At 69.6% G+C, this 14,695-nt stretch carries 12 protein-coding genes and 1 pseudogene; 11 read left to right on the plus strand and 2 right to left on the minus strand.

From position 1 onward, the window contains the following. Window positions 1-197: 197 nt before the first annotated feature. The gene (locus L2X99_RS14815) at window positions 198-1,403 is read right to left on the minus strand and encodes an ROK family protein (protein WP_236135328.1); all 1,206 of its coding nucleotides are present in this window, start codon (window positions 1,401-1,403) and stop codon (window positions 198-200) included. 118 nt (window positions 1,404-1,521) lie between these two features. Between L2X99_RS14815 and L2X99_RS14820 the strand changes: the two genes are divergently transcribed. The 7 genes and pseudogenes from L2X99_RS14820 to L2X99_RS14850 all read left to right on the plus strand — a co-directional run bounded on the left by L2X99_RS14820 (window position 1,522) and on the right by L2X99_RS14850 (window position 9,400). Beyond that, window positions 1,522-2,805, plus strand: coding sequence for an ABC transporter substrate-binding protein (locus tag L2X99_RS14820; protein WP_236126075.1), 1,284 nt, complete (start codon window positions 1,522-1,524; stop codon window positions 2,803-2,805). Then, a pseudogene (locus L2X99_RS17985) lies at window positions 2,802-3,714 on the plus strand (carbohydrate ABC transporter permease). Before L2X99_RS14820 ends, L2X99_RS17985 begins: the two are co-directional and overlap by 4 nt. After that, window positions 3,714-4,622, plus strand: a complete 909-nt coding sequence (locus L2X99_RS14830) for a carbohydrate ABC transporter permease (RefSeq protein ID WP_442923452.1) — start codon at window positions 3,714-3,716, stop codon at window positions 4,620-4,622. The pseudogene L2X99_RS17985 and the gene L2X99_RS14830 overlap by 1 nt, the downstream one beginning before the upstream one ends. 64 nt (window positions 4,623-4,686) lie before the next feature. Continuing rightward, window positions 4,687-6,360, plus strand: coding sequence for a glycoside hydrolase family 13 protein (locus L2X99_RS14835; RefSeq protein ID WP_236126073.1), 1,674 nt, complete (start codon window positions 4,687-4,689; stop codon window positions 6,358-6,360). Between the two features lie 178 nt (window positions 6,361-6,538). Beyond that, complete coding sequence (locus L2X99_RS14840) at window positions 6,539-7,516, plus strand: metal ABC transporter solute-binding protein, Zn/Mn family (RefSeq protein WP_236126072.1); 978 nt, start codon at window positions 6,539-6,541, stop codon at window positions 7,514-7,516. After that, window positions 7,513-8,412: a metal ABC transporter ATP-binding protein gene (locus L2X99_RS14845; protein ID WP_442923453.1), complete on the plus strand. Its 900-nt coding sequence runs from the start codon at window positions 7,513-7,515 to the stop codon at window positions 8,410-8,412. Before L2X99_RS14840 ends, L2X99_RS14845 begins: the two co-directional genes overlap by 4 nt. Window positions 8,413-8,539: 127 nt before the next feature. Next, window positions 8,540-9,400, plus strand: a complete 861-nt coding sequence (locus L2X99_RS14850) for a metal ABC transporter permease (RefSeq protein ID WP_236126071.1) — start codon at window positions 8,540-8,542, stop codon at window positions 9,398-9,400. A gap of 4 nt (window positions 9,401-9,404) precedes the next feature. Here L2X99_RS14850 and L2X99_RS14855 read toward each other — a convergent pair whose 3' ends face one another. Then, window positions 9,405-10,124 carry a DUF899 family protein gene (locus L2X99_RS14855; protein ID WP_268928578.1) on the minus strand — a complete coding sequence of 240 codons (720 nt, stop codon included), beginning with the start codon at window positions 10,122-10,124 and terminating at the stop codon, window positions 9,405-9,407. On the opposite strand from L2X99_RS14855, the gene L2X99_RS14860 reads away from it, so the two are divergent. The 4 genes from L2X99_RS14860 to L2X99_RS14875 all read left to right on the plus strand — a co-directional run bounded on the left by L2X99_RS14860 (window position 10,125) and on the right by L2X99_RS14875 (window position 14,628). After that, a complete protein-coding gene (locus tag L2X99_RS14860) occupies window positions 10,125-10,766 on the plus strand; it encodes a TetR/AcrR family transcriptional regulator (protein WP_236126069.1) in 642 nt (213 codons plus the stop codon). It begins immediately after the preceding gene. Between the two features lie 148 nt (window positions 10,767-10,914). Continuing rightward, window positions 10,915-11,319, plus strand: coding sequence for a Fur family transcriptional regulator (locus L2X99_RS14865; RefSeq protein WP_236126068.1), 405 nt, complete (start codon window positions 10,915-10,917; stop codon window positions 11,317-11,319). 34 nt (window positions 11,320-11,353) lie between these two features. Beyond that, window positions 11,354-13,957, plus strand: coding sequence for an Ig-like domain-containing protein (locus tag L2X99_RS14870; protein ID WP_236126067.1), 2,604 nt, complete (start codon window positions 11,354-11,356; stop codon window positions 13,955-13,957). Further along, on the plus strand, window positions 13,954-14,628 hold the full coding sequence (locus L2X99_RS14875; RefSeq protein WP_236126811.1) for a DNA-3-methyladenine glycosylase: 675 nt from the start codon (window positions 13,954-13,956) through the stop codon (window positions 14,626-14,628). The genes L2X99_RS14870 and L2X99_RS14875 overlap by 4 nt, the downstream gene beginning before the upstream one ends. Window positions 14,629-14,695 lie beyond the last annotated feature (67 nt).

Consider the following 14,695-nt stretch of genomic DNA (forward strand, 5'->3'; position numbering starts at 1 on the left):
GCGAGACGAAACGTCTTGACGTGACCTGGGACCGTTTCGTCTCGCTCGTTCCTCGCTCGCTCAACGACCCGGGTGTTCGGCCTTCTGGTGGTCGAGTGAGCGAAGTGATTCGAGATGCCCCGGGATGGGCCCGGTGTTCGGCCTTCTGGTCGTTGAGCGAGCGCAGCGAGACGAAACGCATTCGGCGATCCGTCAGCTCAACGACCGGCGAGACGCTGCTGCACGAGCGCAGGCACGGCGCGCGTGCGGGCGGCCTCGCGGGCCGTCGCCACGGCGCCGAGGGAAACCACATCGGCGCCGAGCGTCGACGCGATCAGCTCGGGCGCCGGCAGGTGCAGCTGTGACGGCAGGCTGCGCCGAGCTGCGGCCAGAACCGGTTCGATGCTGTCAGCGATCGCGCCGCACACGATGACGCGCGACGGGTCGAACGTGCTGCCGAGCACACCGATGATGATGGCGACGGTCTCGCCGACCCGGTCGGCGATCAGCGCGGCATCCGCATCTCCGGACGCCGCGAACTCGAGCACGGTGCGTGGATCGATGTCCTTGCCGCCCGCGAGGGTGCCGATCGCGCCGGATGCGGGGATCGCGCCAGACGCCACCGCCGCGCGCACCTCCCGCTCGATCGCGTAGCGCAGGCCGTACGCGGTTCCGACGCCGACCACGTGGTCGAACACGACGCCCTCGCCGACGCCGCCGTGTGCGCCGTGCAGCAGGTGGCCGTCGACGACCACGCCGGCACCGAAGCGCTCGCCGGCGAGCAGGGCGACGTAGTCCTGGCATCCGGCCGCTGCGCCGCCCGCTCCCTCCGCCGCGGCGGCGAGGGACGCGTCGTTCTTCACGTCGACGATCGGCGCCCAGCCGGTGAGCAGATCGGCGAGACCAGGGTTCGTCCGGGCCCAGAATCCCTCCGGATGCGGGGGAGAGATGCCGTCGCGATTGACCGGTGCCGCGACACCAGCGCAGACCGCGAGCACACTTGCGCGCTCCGCTCCGGCATCGCGCAGCGCCTCGTCGAGCAGGCCGCTGAGGGTCCGCCGGCGCGCGCCGGACGACGCAGTGCGCGGCACCTCGATGCGCCGATGCGCGAGGACCGTCTCGAACGGGTCCGCGACAGTCACCGCCAGGTGCGAGAGGCCTGAGTCGATGCCGATCACCACGCCCAGGTCGTCCGCGATCTCGAACCGCCGCGCCGGGCGTCCGCCGCGGTACCCGCCGGCTGAGCGGGCGTTCGGCAGTTCGTGCAGGATGCCGATTCCGGCCAGAGTGTCGATCGCCTCGATCACGGTCGACCGGGTCAGGGCGACCTGGGACATCGCCTCGGTCGCAGTGAACACTCCCGCGTTCCAGGCGAAGTCGAGCACAGAACCGACACTCGCGCGGCCGGCGGCGGAAATCGTCATGGGTCTTGACCCTCCTCCCTCTGCGAGGGTACCGTCTTGACAAGTTGATTTGGTGACTAGATTTAATCGAAGGATCTAGCGCGACGGAAGGACGACGGTGTCTCGACGATTGACACGGATGCGGCGCCTGGTCGCTGCCGGGGCGGTGATGGTCCTGGGCGCGGCCCTGCTCGCCGGCTGCTCGGCCGACGGCCGCGAGACGATCCGCTTCACATTCAGCAAGCGCGAGGCGATCGCGTTCATGACCGACCTGGTGGCGAAATACAACTCCTCGCAGGACAAGGTCCGGGTCGTGATCGACACCTCCGGCGTCGACGTGGTCTCCGCCAGTTTCGTGCGCGGGAATCCGCCGGACATCATGCTGGCGAACTACAACATGGAGGTCTCGCGCTTCGTCGAGCGCTGCGCGCTGAGCGACCTCGGCGACACCGATGCGGCATCCGAGATCAAGGACGACTACCAGCCGCTGCTCGACCAGTACGGGGTGTGCGCAGGGCGCACCAGCGCCCTGCCGTACTCGGTGATGGCGGCCTCGGTGATCTATAACAAGCAGATCTTCGCCGACAATGGCATCGACGTGCCGACCACCTGGGACCAGCTGCTCTCCGCATGCGAGACCTTGAAGGCTGCCGGCGTCACGCCCTTCGAGGCCACCCTGAAGGACGACTGGACCGTCGGCCAGGGCTGGTTCGACTACTCCGTGGGCGGCTCGCTCGACGTGATCGACTTCTTCGACGCGCTGAAGGCCGAGGGCGCCGACGTCGGGCCCGATTCCGAGACTTCGTTCTCGAAGGACTTCGCCGAGCCGATGGACCGGATGCAGCAGCTGCTGAAGGCGTACATCAACAAGGATGCTCCGAGCCGTGGCTACAACGACGGCAACCTGGCGTTCGCGCAGGGCAAGGCGGCGATGTACCTGCAGGGCCCCTGGGCCTTCAGCGAGATCGCCAAGACCGCGCCGGATCTCGAGCTCGGCACCTTCCCGCTGCCGATGACCGACAGCGAGGACGACCTCGCGGTCCGCGTGAACCTCGACCTCGCGGCGATGATCCCGGAGGGCTCCCGGCACAAGGAGGCCGCGCGCGACTTCCTGGAGTACCTGTATCAGCCCGAGAACATCGAGGAGTACAACGCCTCGCAGCTCGGCTTCACCCCGACCGAGAGCGCCCCCGCGCCCGACGACCCCCGCATCGAGGGGATGATCCCCTTCGTGGATGAGGGCCGCATCTATCAAGGCCCCTCCGTGCTGGTGCCCAAGACCATCCCGGTCTTCAATTACGCGCAGGCCATGGCGCTCGGCGCAGATCCGGCATCCGTGCTGGCGACGATGGACGCCGACTGGGCGCGCGTGGCGTTCCGCGCACCGGTGCTGAAGAGCGAGACGAAGGAATCCGCGAAATGACCACCACGACGACCATCGTCACCGCGGGTGACCGGACCGTCCGGCGCAGCAGCCGCCGAGTCGAGCCGATCTACTACCTGTTCCTGCTGCCCAGCCTCGTACTGTTCACACTCGCGATCACGGTGCCGGGGGCCATCGGCATCTTCTTCAGCTTCACCGACTCCATCGGCATCGGGGACTGGAGCTTCAACGGGCTCACCAACTACATCGCTCTGTTCAGCGATCCGGCGATCCTGCAGAGCTACCTGTTCACGTTCGGCTTCTCGATCGCGACGGTCATCGTGGTGAACGTGATCGCGTTCCTGCTCGCCGTCGGCCTCACCTCCCGCATCCGGATGAAGACCGGGCTCCGTGCGGTGTTCGTGATCCCGATGGTGATCTCGGGCATCATCATCGCCTACGTCTTCAACTTCCTGTTCTCGAACTCCCTGCCCGCCCTCGGGTCAGCGCTCGGGATCGAGTGGCTGCAGACCAGCCTGCTGGCCAACGCCGACCTGGCCTGGATCGCGATCGTCGCGGTCACCGCCTGGCAGGCGATCCCCGGCACGCTGCTGATCTACATCGCGGGGCTCCTGTCGGTGCCCGGCGACGTCTACGAGGCGGCGGACATCGACGGCGCCTCGAAGGTGCAGCAGCTCACGCGCATCACGCTGCCGCTCGTCGCCGGATACGTGGTGATCAACGTGATCCTCGGGTTCAAGGGCTTCCTGAACGCCTACGACATCATCGTCGGCCTCACGAACGGCGGACCGGGCACCGCCACCCGCAGCATCGCGATGACCATCATCACCGGCTTCAACGGCGGCGACTACGCCTACCAGATGGCCAACGCGACCATCTTCTTCATCGTCGCCATCCTCATCTCCCTCCTTCAGCTCTCGCTGACCCGGCGGAAGGAACGCACTCTGATGTCAACGCAGACACTCATCGCCGTCGAGGCCGAGGCCGCCAGAGAGGGTCGGGGCGGACGCAGGGGCCGCGCGCCCCGCATCCGCATGGAACGGGTGAACTGGTCGGGCACGATCATCCTGATCCTGTGCGCCGTCACCGTGCTCCTCCCGCTGTACGTCACCATCTCGATGGCGTTCAAGACCACGAACCAGGCCGTCGACGGCAACGCCTTCTCGCTGCCCGCGCCGTTCTCGATCGACGGGTTCGTGCAGGCCTGGAACCTCACGAAGTTCCCGGTCGGCGCGGGGATCTCGCTCCTCGTCACGGCGGGCACGGTCGTGGCGACCATCATCCTCGCCGCGTTCGCGTCGTACGCGATCGTGCGCAACTGGGACCGTCGGCTGTTCCGGTACTCGTTCTTCTACCTGCTCGCGGCGATGTTCATCCCGTTCCCCGTGGTGGCGCTGCCGCAGATCCAGCTCACCGGCCGCGTGGGGCTCGACAACCCGTTCGGCGTGATCATCCTCGCGACGATGTTCCAGCTCAGCTTCAGCGTGCTGCTGTTCACCGCGTTCCTGCGGTCGATCCCGCTCGAGCTCGAGGAGAGCGCGCGCATCGACGGGGCGAGCACCTGGCAGACCTTCTGGCGTATCATCTTCCCGCTGCTCGGCCCGATGAGCGCCACGGTCGGCATCTTCGCCTTCCTGTACGCCTGGAACGACTTCATGATGCCGTCGCTGATCATCTCCGACCCGGCGCTGCAGACCCTGCCGGTGCGGCAGAACCTGTTCCAGACCCAGTTCAGCAACAACTACAACGTGTCATTCGCGTCGTACCTGATGGCCATGGCCCCCGCGATCGTCGCCTACCTGTTCACCCAGCGCTGGGTGATGGAGGGCGTCACGCAGGGCGCCGTCAAGGGCTGACCGCCGCAAGGCCACCACAGCGTCGTAAGACCACACAGAGAGAAACGAAGGAGCCTCACCTCTCATGACCGATGCGCTCGTCATCGACACCCCCGAAGACCAGCGGACGCCCGCCTGGTGGCGCCAGGCCGTCGTCTACCAGATCTATCCGCGCAGCTTCGCCGATGCGAACGGCGACGGGATCGGCGACATCCCCGGCATCCTGTCGCGCGCCGACTACCTCGCCGATCTCGGGATCGACGCGGTGTGGCTGAGCCCGTTCTACCCGTCGGCGCTCGCCGACGGCGGGTACGACGTCGCGGACTACCGCGACGTCGATCCGCGGCTGGGCACCCTGGCCGACTTCGACGCGATGATCACGGCTCTGCATCAGCGCGGGATCAAGGTCGTGGTCGACATCGTGCCGAACCACACCTCGAACCTGCACGCCTGGTTCCAGGAGGCGCTCGCCGCGGGACGCGGATCCGCCGCGCGGGAGCGGTACATCTTCCGGGAGGGCAGCGGGCCCGACGGGGCGGAGCCGCCGACGGACTGGCAGTCGACCTTCGGCGGCGGTGCCTGGCAGCGGGTCGAGGACGGGCAGTGGTATTTCCACCACTTCGCGGTCGAGCAGCCCGACCTCAACTGGGCGAACCCCGAGGTGCGCGCCGACTTCGTGAAGACGCTGCGCTTCTGGTCGGATCGCGGCGTGGACGGCTTCCGCATCGACGTCGCCCACATGCTGACGAAGGACCTCACCGAGCCGCTGCCGTCCACGGCCGAACTCGAGGCGATCCCGCGCGACGGCAATCATCCGCTGTTCGACCGGGATGACGTGCACGAGGTGTACGCCGAGTGGCGCGAGGTGTTCAACTCCTACGACCCGCCCCGCACAGCAGTCGCCGAGGCGTGGGTGGAGACGCCGGAGCGCCGGGCGAGGTACGCCTCGGCGGAGGGGCTCGGCCAGGCGTTCAACTTCGACCTGCTCGTGGCCGACTTCGATGCCACGCAGTTCCGGACGATCATCGCCGACAACCTCGCCCAGGCGCATGTCACCGGATCGTCGACGACGTGGGTGCTGTCGAACCACGACGTCACCCGGCATGCCACGCGCTACGGCCTGCCCCCGCTGAACGGCCGAAGGGTCAAGCAGGGCGCCGAATGGGTCGCCGCGGGCGGACCGGAGGAGGAGCTGGACCGCGAGCGCGGCACGCGCAGGGCCCGCGCGGCGACGCTGCTGCTGCTCGGCCTGCCCGGCAGCACCTACGTGTACCAGGGCGAGGAGCTCGGACTGCACGAGGTCGCCTCGATCGGGCCGGAGCAGCGGCAGGATCCGGCGTTCTTCCGCGGCGGCGAGTTCGACGGACTCGGGCGGGACGGATGTCGCGTGCCGCTGCCGTGGACGGCATCCGGATCCTCGTTCGGGTTCGGATCCGCCGGCGCGCACCTCCCGCAGCCGGACTGGTTCTCGGCGTACGCCGTGGATGCCGAGGCGGCCGACCCCGCGTCGACGCTGAACCTGTACCGCGAGGCGCTGCGGCTGAGGCACGAGCTGCAGACCAGGGAGAGCCTGGAGTGGATCGAGACAGGCCGCACCGACGTGCTGCACTTCGTCCGGCCGAACGGCTGGCAGGTGCTGACGAACTTCGGAACCGAGCCGTACCCGCTCGACGGCGAGGTCGTACTGGCCAGCGGACCCGTCACGCCCGGCATCCTGCCGGCGGAGACCACGGTCTGGCTCGCTCCCACCGGTCGTTGAGCGAGCGGTGGTCGTTGAGCGAGCGGAGCGAGACGAAACGCAGACGAAACGCAGAGACGAAACGTCGTGAACTGCACGGCGGACCTCACCGCGTTTCGTCTCGCTCGTTCCTCGCTCGCTCAACGACCCCGCAGGGTCGCTTTTGAGAATGATTCTCATATCCGTTAGTGTCGTACTCATGAAGAAGACGGCATGGGTTCTGGCGGCGGCGACGACGATCGGCGCGCTCGCGCTCAGCGGATGCTCCGCATCACCCGCATCCGACGACGACCGCGTGCAGGTCGTCGCATCGACCAACGTCTATGGCGACATCGCCGCCAGCATCGGCGGCGACCGGGTCGACGTCACGAGCATCATCGACGACGCCGCGAAGGACCCGCACTCCTACGAGGCATCCGCGCGCGACATGCTGCAGGTCAGCCACGCCGACCTGGTCATCGAGAACGGCGGGGGCTACGACGCCTTCATGGAGGCGCTGCGCGCCGACTCGGATGCCGAGGTGATCACGGCCGTCGAGTTCTCGCATGACTTCCCCGGTGCCGACGAGGCGGAGCACGACCATGAGCACGAGGGCGAAGACGCGCACGAGCACGCGGATGAGGACGGGCACGAGGGCCACGACCACATCGAGGGGTTCAACGAGCACGTCTGGTTCGATGTGCACACCATGATCCACGTGGCCGAGCAGATCTCCGACGACCTCACCGAGCTCGATCCCGACGGCAGCGCCGAGTACGAGGCCGGGGCGAAGAAGCTCATCGCTGAGCTCGAGGGCTTCGAGAAGCAGCTCGGTGTCCTGCACGAGAAGAACGAGGGGCGGCCGATCTTCATGACCGAGCCGCTGCCCGGCTACCTCGCGGCAGCAGTCGGGCTGGACGACGTCACGCCCGACGGGTTCGCCGAGGCCGTCGAGGAGGGCAATGACGTCGCGCCCGCGACACTGCTCGCCGCGGTGAAGGCGATCCGGGCCGGCGACGTCGACGCGGTGCTCACCACCGTGCAGACCGGGGGAGGCGAGACCGCCGAGGTCACGCGGGTGGCCGAGGAGAACGGAGTGCCGGTCGTGCCCTTCAGTGAACTCCTGGTCAAGGATCAGTCGTACGCTGAATGGATGCACGACGCGATCCAGAGCCTCTCCGAAGCCCTCGAGCGGTGAGCGGCGCTCCGCAGGGGGCCCAGGGCCGCGCTCGGCGGCGGGTGCCGGGAACCAGCACCGGTCTCCCGCCGATACTCGAGATCCGCGGTGCCGCGCTGCGTCGTGAGGATCGCGAGCTGTGGTCGGGACTCGATCTCGACGTGCACCCCGGTGAGCTCATCGCGGTGCTCGGTCCGTCGGGGTCGGGCAAGACCACGCTGCTCCGGGCGATCCTCGGGCTGCAGCCGCTCTCGGCGGGCGACATCCGCTTCGAGGGCGAGGCGATCCGCACCGGCAACAAGCGCGTCGGCTACATCCCGCAGCAGCATCCGTTCCCGGCCGACACGTCCATGCGCGCCCGCGACCTCGTCGCACTGGGCGTGCACGGCACGCGCTTCGGCCTGCCGGTCCCGCGCCGCGGCGACCGCGAGCGAGTCGACGAACTCCTCGACTCCGTGGGGGCGACATCGTTCGCCGAGCGTCCGGTAGGACTGCTCTCCGGAGGGGAGCAGCAGCGGCTGCGCGTCGGGCAGGCGCTCGCCGACGATCCGGCGCTGCTGCTCTGCGACGAGCCGCTGTCGAACCTCGACCTGGCCAACCAGCGCGCGGTGATCGACATCATCGATCACCAGCGCCGCGAGAAGGATGCCGCCGTGCTGCTGGTCACGCACGACATCAACCCGCTGCTGGGCAGAGTCGACCGCATCCTCTACATCGCCTCCGGACGGTTCGTGCTGGGGCGCGCGCAGGAGGTGCTGCGCAGCGACGTGCTCACCGACCTGTACGGCACTGCCGTCTTCGTGCTGCGCGCCGGCGACCGTCTGGTGGTCGTGGGTGCACCGGACGCCGAGACGCGGCATGAGCACGAGCACGATCACGAGCACGAGGTCGGCGACGTGCCGGGAGGTTTCGCATGATCCGTGCGTCGATCAGCGTGCGCGTCGCGCGGACTTGTGCGCTTCGCGCGGACGCATCCGCGAGTCGGATCCGAACGAAGCGCACAAGTCCGCGGTGGGCGCTGGGCGCGCGACGAGAGGATGCCGCATGATCCCCCTCGCGCTCGACTGGAGCGACATCTTCTCGTTCCAGGACTACGGCGAACTGGTCGCCCTGCTGTCGAACTCGATCATCGCCGGGGCCGTGCTCGGCCTGGTCGGCGGCCTCATCGGCGTGTTCGTCATGCAGCGCGATCTCGCGTTCGCGGTGCACGGCATCAGCGAGCTGTCCTTCGCCGGTGCCGCCGCGGCGCTGCTGTTCGGCGGCAGCGTGGTGGTGGGGTCGATCGGCGGAGCGCTGCTCGCCGCGATCGTGATCGGCGTGCTCGGCAGTCGTGCGCGCGAGCGCAACTCCCTCGTGGGCGTCCTGATGCCGTTCGGCCTCGGCCTCGGCATCCTGTTCCTGTCGCTCTACGACGGCCGCAGCGCCAACCGGTTCTCGCTGCTGACCGGGCAGATCGTCGCGGTGTCGAACCCCGACCTCGGTTGGCTCGTCGGCATCAGCGTCGTGGTGCTGGCGGGGCTCCTGCTGATGTGGTGGCCGCTGCGCTTCGATTCGCTCGACCCCGTGTCGGCTGCCGCGCGCGGCGTTCCGACTCGTGCCGTGAGCCTGCTGTTCATGGTGCTGCTCGGACTGATCGTGGCGGTGAGCGTGCACATCATCGGCGCGCTTCTGGTGATGGCGCTGCTGGTGACTCCCGCTGCCGCGGCGATGCGCGTCAGCGCGGGTCCGGTCGCGGTGCCGCTGCTGGCCGCGCTGTTCGGGTTCGTGGCCGCCGTCGGCGGCATCCTGCTGGCCCTCGCCGGCACCCTGCCGGTGAGTCCCTACATCACGACGATCTCGTTCCTCATCTACCTCGGATGCTGGGCCGCGCAGCGCATCCGCAGACGGGTGCGTCGTACGGTCTGATCCGTCAGGCGGCGGGGTCGCCGTAGCGCTCCGCGATCTCCTTCGAGGTCGGCCAGCCCTCGTAGGTCGGGTGCTGGGGCCATCCCTCGGGGACGTCCTGCCACTCCTCCTGCCGGCCGTACGGCAGGACGTCGGCGATGGCGAAGGTGAGCAGGAACTGCTCGGCACCGCGGCCGGTGGTGTGCCAGGTGCGGTAGACGTCGTCGCCGTCACGGAGGAACACGTTGTAGGCGAATCCCTCGCCGGGGCCGGCGTCCACATCGGCGCCGAAGGAGCTGCCGGCCGACGAGTACCAGGTCATCTGATTGCCGACGCGCTTCTTGTACGCGAGGATCTCGTCCATCGGACCGTTGGTCACGATGACGAATCGCACGTCCAGCGGCTCCACGATGTCGGGCCGGCCGAACTGCGCGGTGCCCCCGGTGCATCCGGAGCACTGCCAGGTGGCGCCGTCGGTCCACATGTGGTTGTACACGACGAGCTGGCTGTGCCCGTCGAAGACGTCGGCGAGGGTGACGGTGGAGCCGTCCTCTGCGGTCAGGTGGTACTCCGGCATCTTGACGGCGGGCAGTCGTCGGCGTGCGGCGGCGATCGCGTCGAGCTCGCGGGTGACTGCCTTCTCGCGCACGCGCAGTTCGGCCAGCGCCTCGCGCCAGGTCTGCTCATCGACGACGGGGGAAGGGCGGTCATGATCACTCCTCTGTTCACAGCGTTCACTTCTGATATGTTCACACCGTATACATCGACCTGGCGGGAGGGCAAGGGCGTGGCCTATCATCACGGCGACCTCGCAGCAGCGCTGGTCGAGGCCGGCCTCGACGTCACCCGGGAGGGCGGCTTCGACGCGCTCTCGATCCGAGAGGTCACCCGCCGCATCGGCGTCTCGCCGAACGCCGCCTACCGGCACTACCCGAGCCTCGCCGCGCTGCGCGAGGCCGTCGCGGCAGCGATCCTCGAGCAGGTGGCTGCGTCGATGTCGGCCGGCACGGCATCCGATCCGGCAGCGCGCCTGCGCACGATCGGCCTCGCCTACATCGACTTCGCCCTGCGGGAGCCCGGCTGGTTCTCGGTCGCCTTCTTCGGCGGTCGCACCCTCGGTCCGGCGGACATCGCGACGACGCCCGCGTTCCGCGCGCTCGAGTCGGCGCTCGGGGGCATGATCGCACGGGGGTCGCTGACGGCGGATGCCGCACCCGCTGCGGCCTGGTCATGCTGGGCGACCGTGCACGGCTTCGCCGAACTCTGCCTGCACGGGCCGCTCGCCGCGATGCCCTCATCCGAGCAGCGGAGCCTCGCGGCATCCGCCGTGGATGCGATCGTCGCAGGCATCCGCCCCGCCGAACACGCGCCGGATGCCGCCGGCTGAGCCACCCGCCTGCGACTGAACCACGCGCGGACGTCGATACGAGGTGCACTCGTCGGCAGGTGGTGCACTCGGCGATTCGCAGCCGGGCCGCAGCGGGTGCGGTCGGCCATCCCAGCCGCCGCACACCGGCGCGGCATAGACTCTGAGCATGGCTCAGCGGAACACCTGGCAGCGCGAACGCGTGCGCGACGCGCTCGGCGACACGCAGGGTTTCGTGAGCGCGCAGACTCTGCACGCCGCGCTGCGCGATGCCAACACCGGCATCGGACTCGCGACCGTGTACCGGGCGCTCGCGGGTCTCGCGGCATCCGGCGAGGCCGACTCGCTGCAGAGCCCTGAGGGTGAGGCGCTCTACCGGGCCTGCACCACGCAGGGGCACCACCACCATCTGATCTGCCGTTCCTGCGGACTCACCGTCGAGATCGAGGCCAAGGACGTCGAGCAGTGGGCACAGCGCACTGCTGCGCAGAACGGCTTCCGCGACGCCGAGCACGTCGTCGACATCTTCGGACTGTGCGCCGACTGCACCGCCCGTCAGGACGCGGGCGAGTGACGGCCCGGATGACGGCAGGCACGGAGACCGTCGCGTGAGTGGCGACGGCGGCGCGCCCCTGACCCGTGCGCAGTTGCGCGCGCAGCGTGAGGCTGCGGATCGTGAAGCCGCAGAGCGCGCGGGAGCGGAGCGTGAAGCTGCGGAACGCGCCGCGGCGGAGCGTCTGGCCGTGGAGCGCGAGGCGGCCGAGCGGGAAGCGGTACGACGTGAAGCCGCGGAGCGTCAGGCGGCTGAACAGGAAGCGGCGGAGCGAGAGGCGACGGAGCGCGATGCCGCGCAGCGCGAGGCCGCGCACACTGCGGCCTCTGCTCCGGCGTCCGGCCCGGTGCAGAAACCTCGTCCGGTCCCTGCGCCGGATGCCGGTGCACCGGCGCCCGTCCGCCGCGGACCCATCCGTCCCGAGATCATGGGGCGTCCGGCGCAACGCGACGAACCGGAGTGGCCGGAGTTCGACCTGCCGGCTCCATCGTCCGACCGCTCGCCGGCGCGCACCTTCGGCCTGCCCGCCCGCCGCGGGTCTGCGCTGCGCCCCGGGACGGCGGGCCGCGAACCCATCCGTCCCGAGATCATGGGGCCGGAGCCGGAGGCATCCGAGACGGAGGTATCCGAGAACGAGGTCATCGCGTCCGAAACGGCCGAGCACGACTCCGTCCCACCTGAGGCCGCCGAACTCGAGGTGGCCGAGGAGGCCGAGGCGCCCGAGGATGCTGCGTCTGCAGCCGAGTCCGCCGCGAAGCCGCGTTGGTGGCGTGGCTCGAAGTCGCAGGCTGCGGCGGAGGCCGAGTCCGGGGCAGCCGTGACCGAGAGCTTCGCGTCCGACGCTGTCGAGGCGCCCCTGGAGGCCGCGTCGACGGCTGAGCCCGCACGGGGCGCGCGATGGTGGCGGAGCTCCAGGTTGCAGGCTCCGACAGAGGCGGCGTCCGATCCCGCTCCGGGTCCGCGTCGTTCGCCGAACCCGGCCCCCGACCCGCAGGCCGAGGCGCGGTCCGATGCATCGCCTCCCGGTCCGCGCCGGTCTCCGACGCCCGATCCCGCTCCGCTTCGTTCGCCGAGTCCGGCCGCCGACTCGACGTCTGCCGCGCGGTCCGAGGCATCCGTCTCCGGCCGCCGCCGATCCTCGACTCCCGACTCCGTGCCGGGGCCCCGCCGGTCGCAGAATCCGGATCCGTCCGCCGACGACACGGTTCCGCCCGTCCCCACTCCGACGACTCCGGTCTCCCGGCTCGAGCCGATCCCGTGGGAGCCGGCCGCTCCGCCGGCATCCGACGGGTCCGCGTACCGGCGCCGCCGCCGGCTCATCATCGTGCTGGCCGCGATCGTCGCGGTGCTGGTCATCGCCGGCGCCGTCTTCGCGTTCGTGTTCTCGCAGTCGCTGCGCGTGATGGGCGTGGACGTCGATCCGGCCCGCGCCATCGAGGCCTCCGGGACGACCCTCACCTTCGACACCAACCACGACCTCGCCGCCGTCGAGGCGTCGCAGGTCGCGGTCGAGCCCGCCGTGCCGTTCACCGTACATGTCGACGGCAGCAGCCTCGGCATCCGATTCACCGACGCGCTCGACGACAAGACCGAGTACAGCGTCACCGTGCAGGATGCCGCGGCCAAGGGCGGAAGCCCGACGGCAGACCTCTCCACCACCTTCACCACGCCCGAGTCGCAGATCTTCCTGCTGCAGCGCAGCGACAAGAACGACAAGATCTTCCGGTCCGACCTGTCCGGCGAGAACGGCGTGCCGGTCTTCACCAGCTCGAAGATCGTCGACTTCCGGGCCACTCCCGATGCTCTGGCCGTCGTCGTCGAGGACGACGACGGTTCACGACTGATCGTCATGGACCGCAAGGGCGAGAAGCAGCGCGACCTGAAGCTGCCCGGCGACGGATTCATCACCAGCCTGCAGGTCTCCGACCGCGGTGGACTCGTCGGATACACCTACTCCGACGCCGACGTGACCGAGACGAGCGGCCGGGCGAGCGTGCTGGTCACGCAGCCGCTCGACGGCTCGAGCGGGCCGTCGGTCGTGCAGGTGGACGGCGAGGACGCCGGCGTCTCGGACTGGGAGTTCGTGCCGGACTCCTCGAAGGTGCTGTTCGTCGACTTCTCCAACGCGCTCACCCTCGACGACCGGCGGGGGGATGCCGGTTCGAAGGACTTCGGGCTCGTGGCCGAGCTGCTCGGGACGACGCGCGACACGGCGATCATCGAGCGCACCGAGGGGACGTTCGTCGAGCTCTCGCTCGAGGACGGCACCGAGGCGCCGCTGCCGGCCACGGACCCCGACTACGGCCTGCCCTCCGAGATCGTGCCGTTCAACGGCGGCACCCTGCAGCACATCGTGCAGCGGAACGACTCCGGTGCCCCCACCGGTCAGGCGGTCATCCGTGTCGACCGCGAAGGTGCGGCGACGCCCGTGCTCGAGGTCGGCGACGACTCCGCGATCATGCAGATGTGCGCATCGCCGAGCGGGCAGTACGCCGCCGTCACGGTCGCCCCCGACATCGCCGACAATCCCTACGACGATCTGCTGCTGCCGCTGCCGACGACGCTGCACACGACGCTTCTCGACCTGCGCACGGGCGATCAGCTGGTGACCCTGTCGGGCTTCGATGTGTCGTGGTGCGGAAGCGCCCCGCAGCCATGACGTCGCTGCGTCCCGCGACCCGTGCCGACCTCATCGGACTCCCGGCCGACGTGGCGCCGCTCCTGCTCGGCGCCGAGCTGATCACCGCCGTGGACGGCGACGAGAAGGTGCGGCTGCGGATCACCGAGGTCGAGGCCTACCACGGCAAGGGCACGGGTCCGGTGCCCGACCCCGGGTCGCACGCCCGGATGGGCCCGACCGCGCGCAACGCCACGATGTGGGGCGAGCCGGGGCACCTGTACGTGTATCTCAGCCACGGCATCCACTCCTGCGTCAATGTGGTGTGCGGGCCGGAGGGTGAGGCGGGCGGTGTGCTGCTGCGCGCCGGCGAGATCGTCGGCGGAGCGGATGCCGCAGCCGCACGATCCGGTCGCACCGGACGCGACCTCGCCCGCGGACCCGGCCGCCTCGGTCAGGCGATCGGCCTGCGGCATGCTCTGCATGACGGGATCGACGCGATCACCGGCATCCCGCAGAACGGCGCGACCGCCGTGCTGCTGCTGGGCGAGCCGCTCGAGGAGATCGCCGCCGGTCCGCGCGTCGGCGTCGCGGGGCTGGCGGGAACGGATGCCTACCCGTGGCGCTTCTGGGTTCCCGGCGACCGCACGGTGTCGCCGTTCCGCTGGGGCCGTGGCGCCGCAGAGGCCGCCGCAGCACGCGCAGGCCGTTGAGCGAGGGAGCTTGCGACCGAGACGAAACGCTTCCACGTCCGCTCGGCGCGTTTCGTCTCTGCGTTTC

Origin of the sequence: Microbacterium sp. KUDC0406 (assembly GCF_021582875.1) — a bacterium.
Classification (GTDB): Bacteria; Actinomycetota; Actinomycetes; order Actinomycetales; family Microbacteriaceae; genus Microbacterium.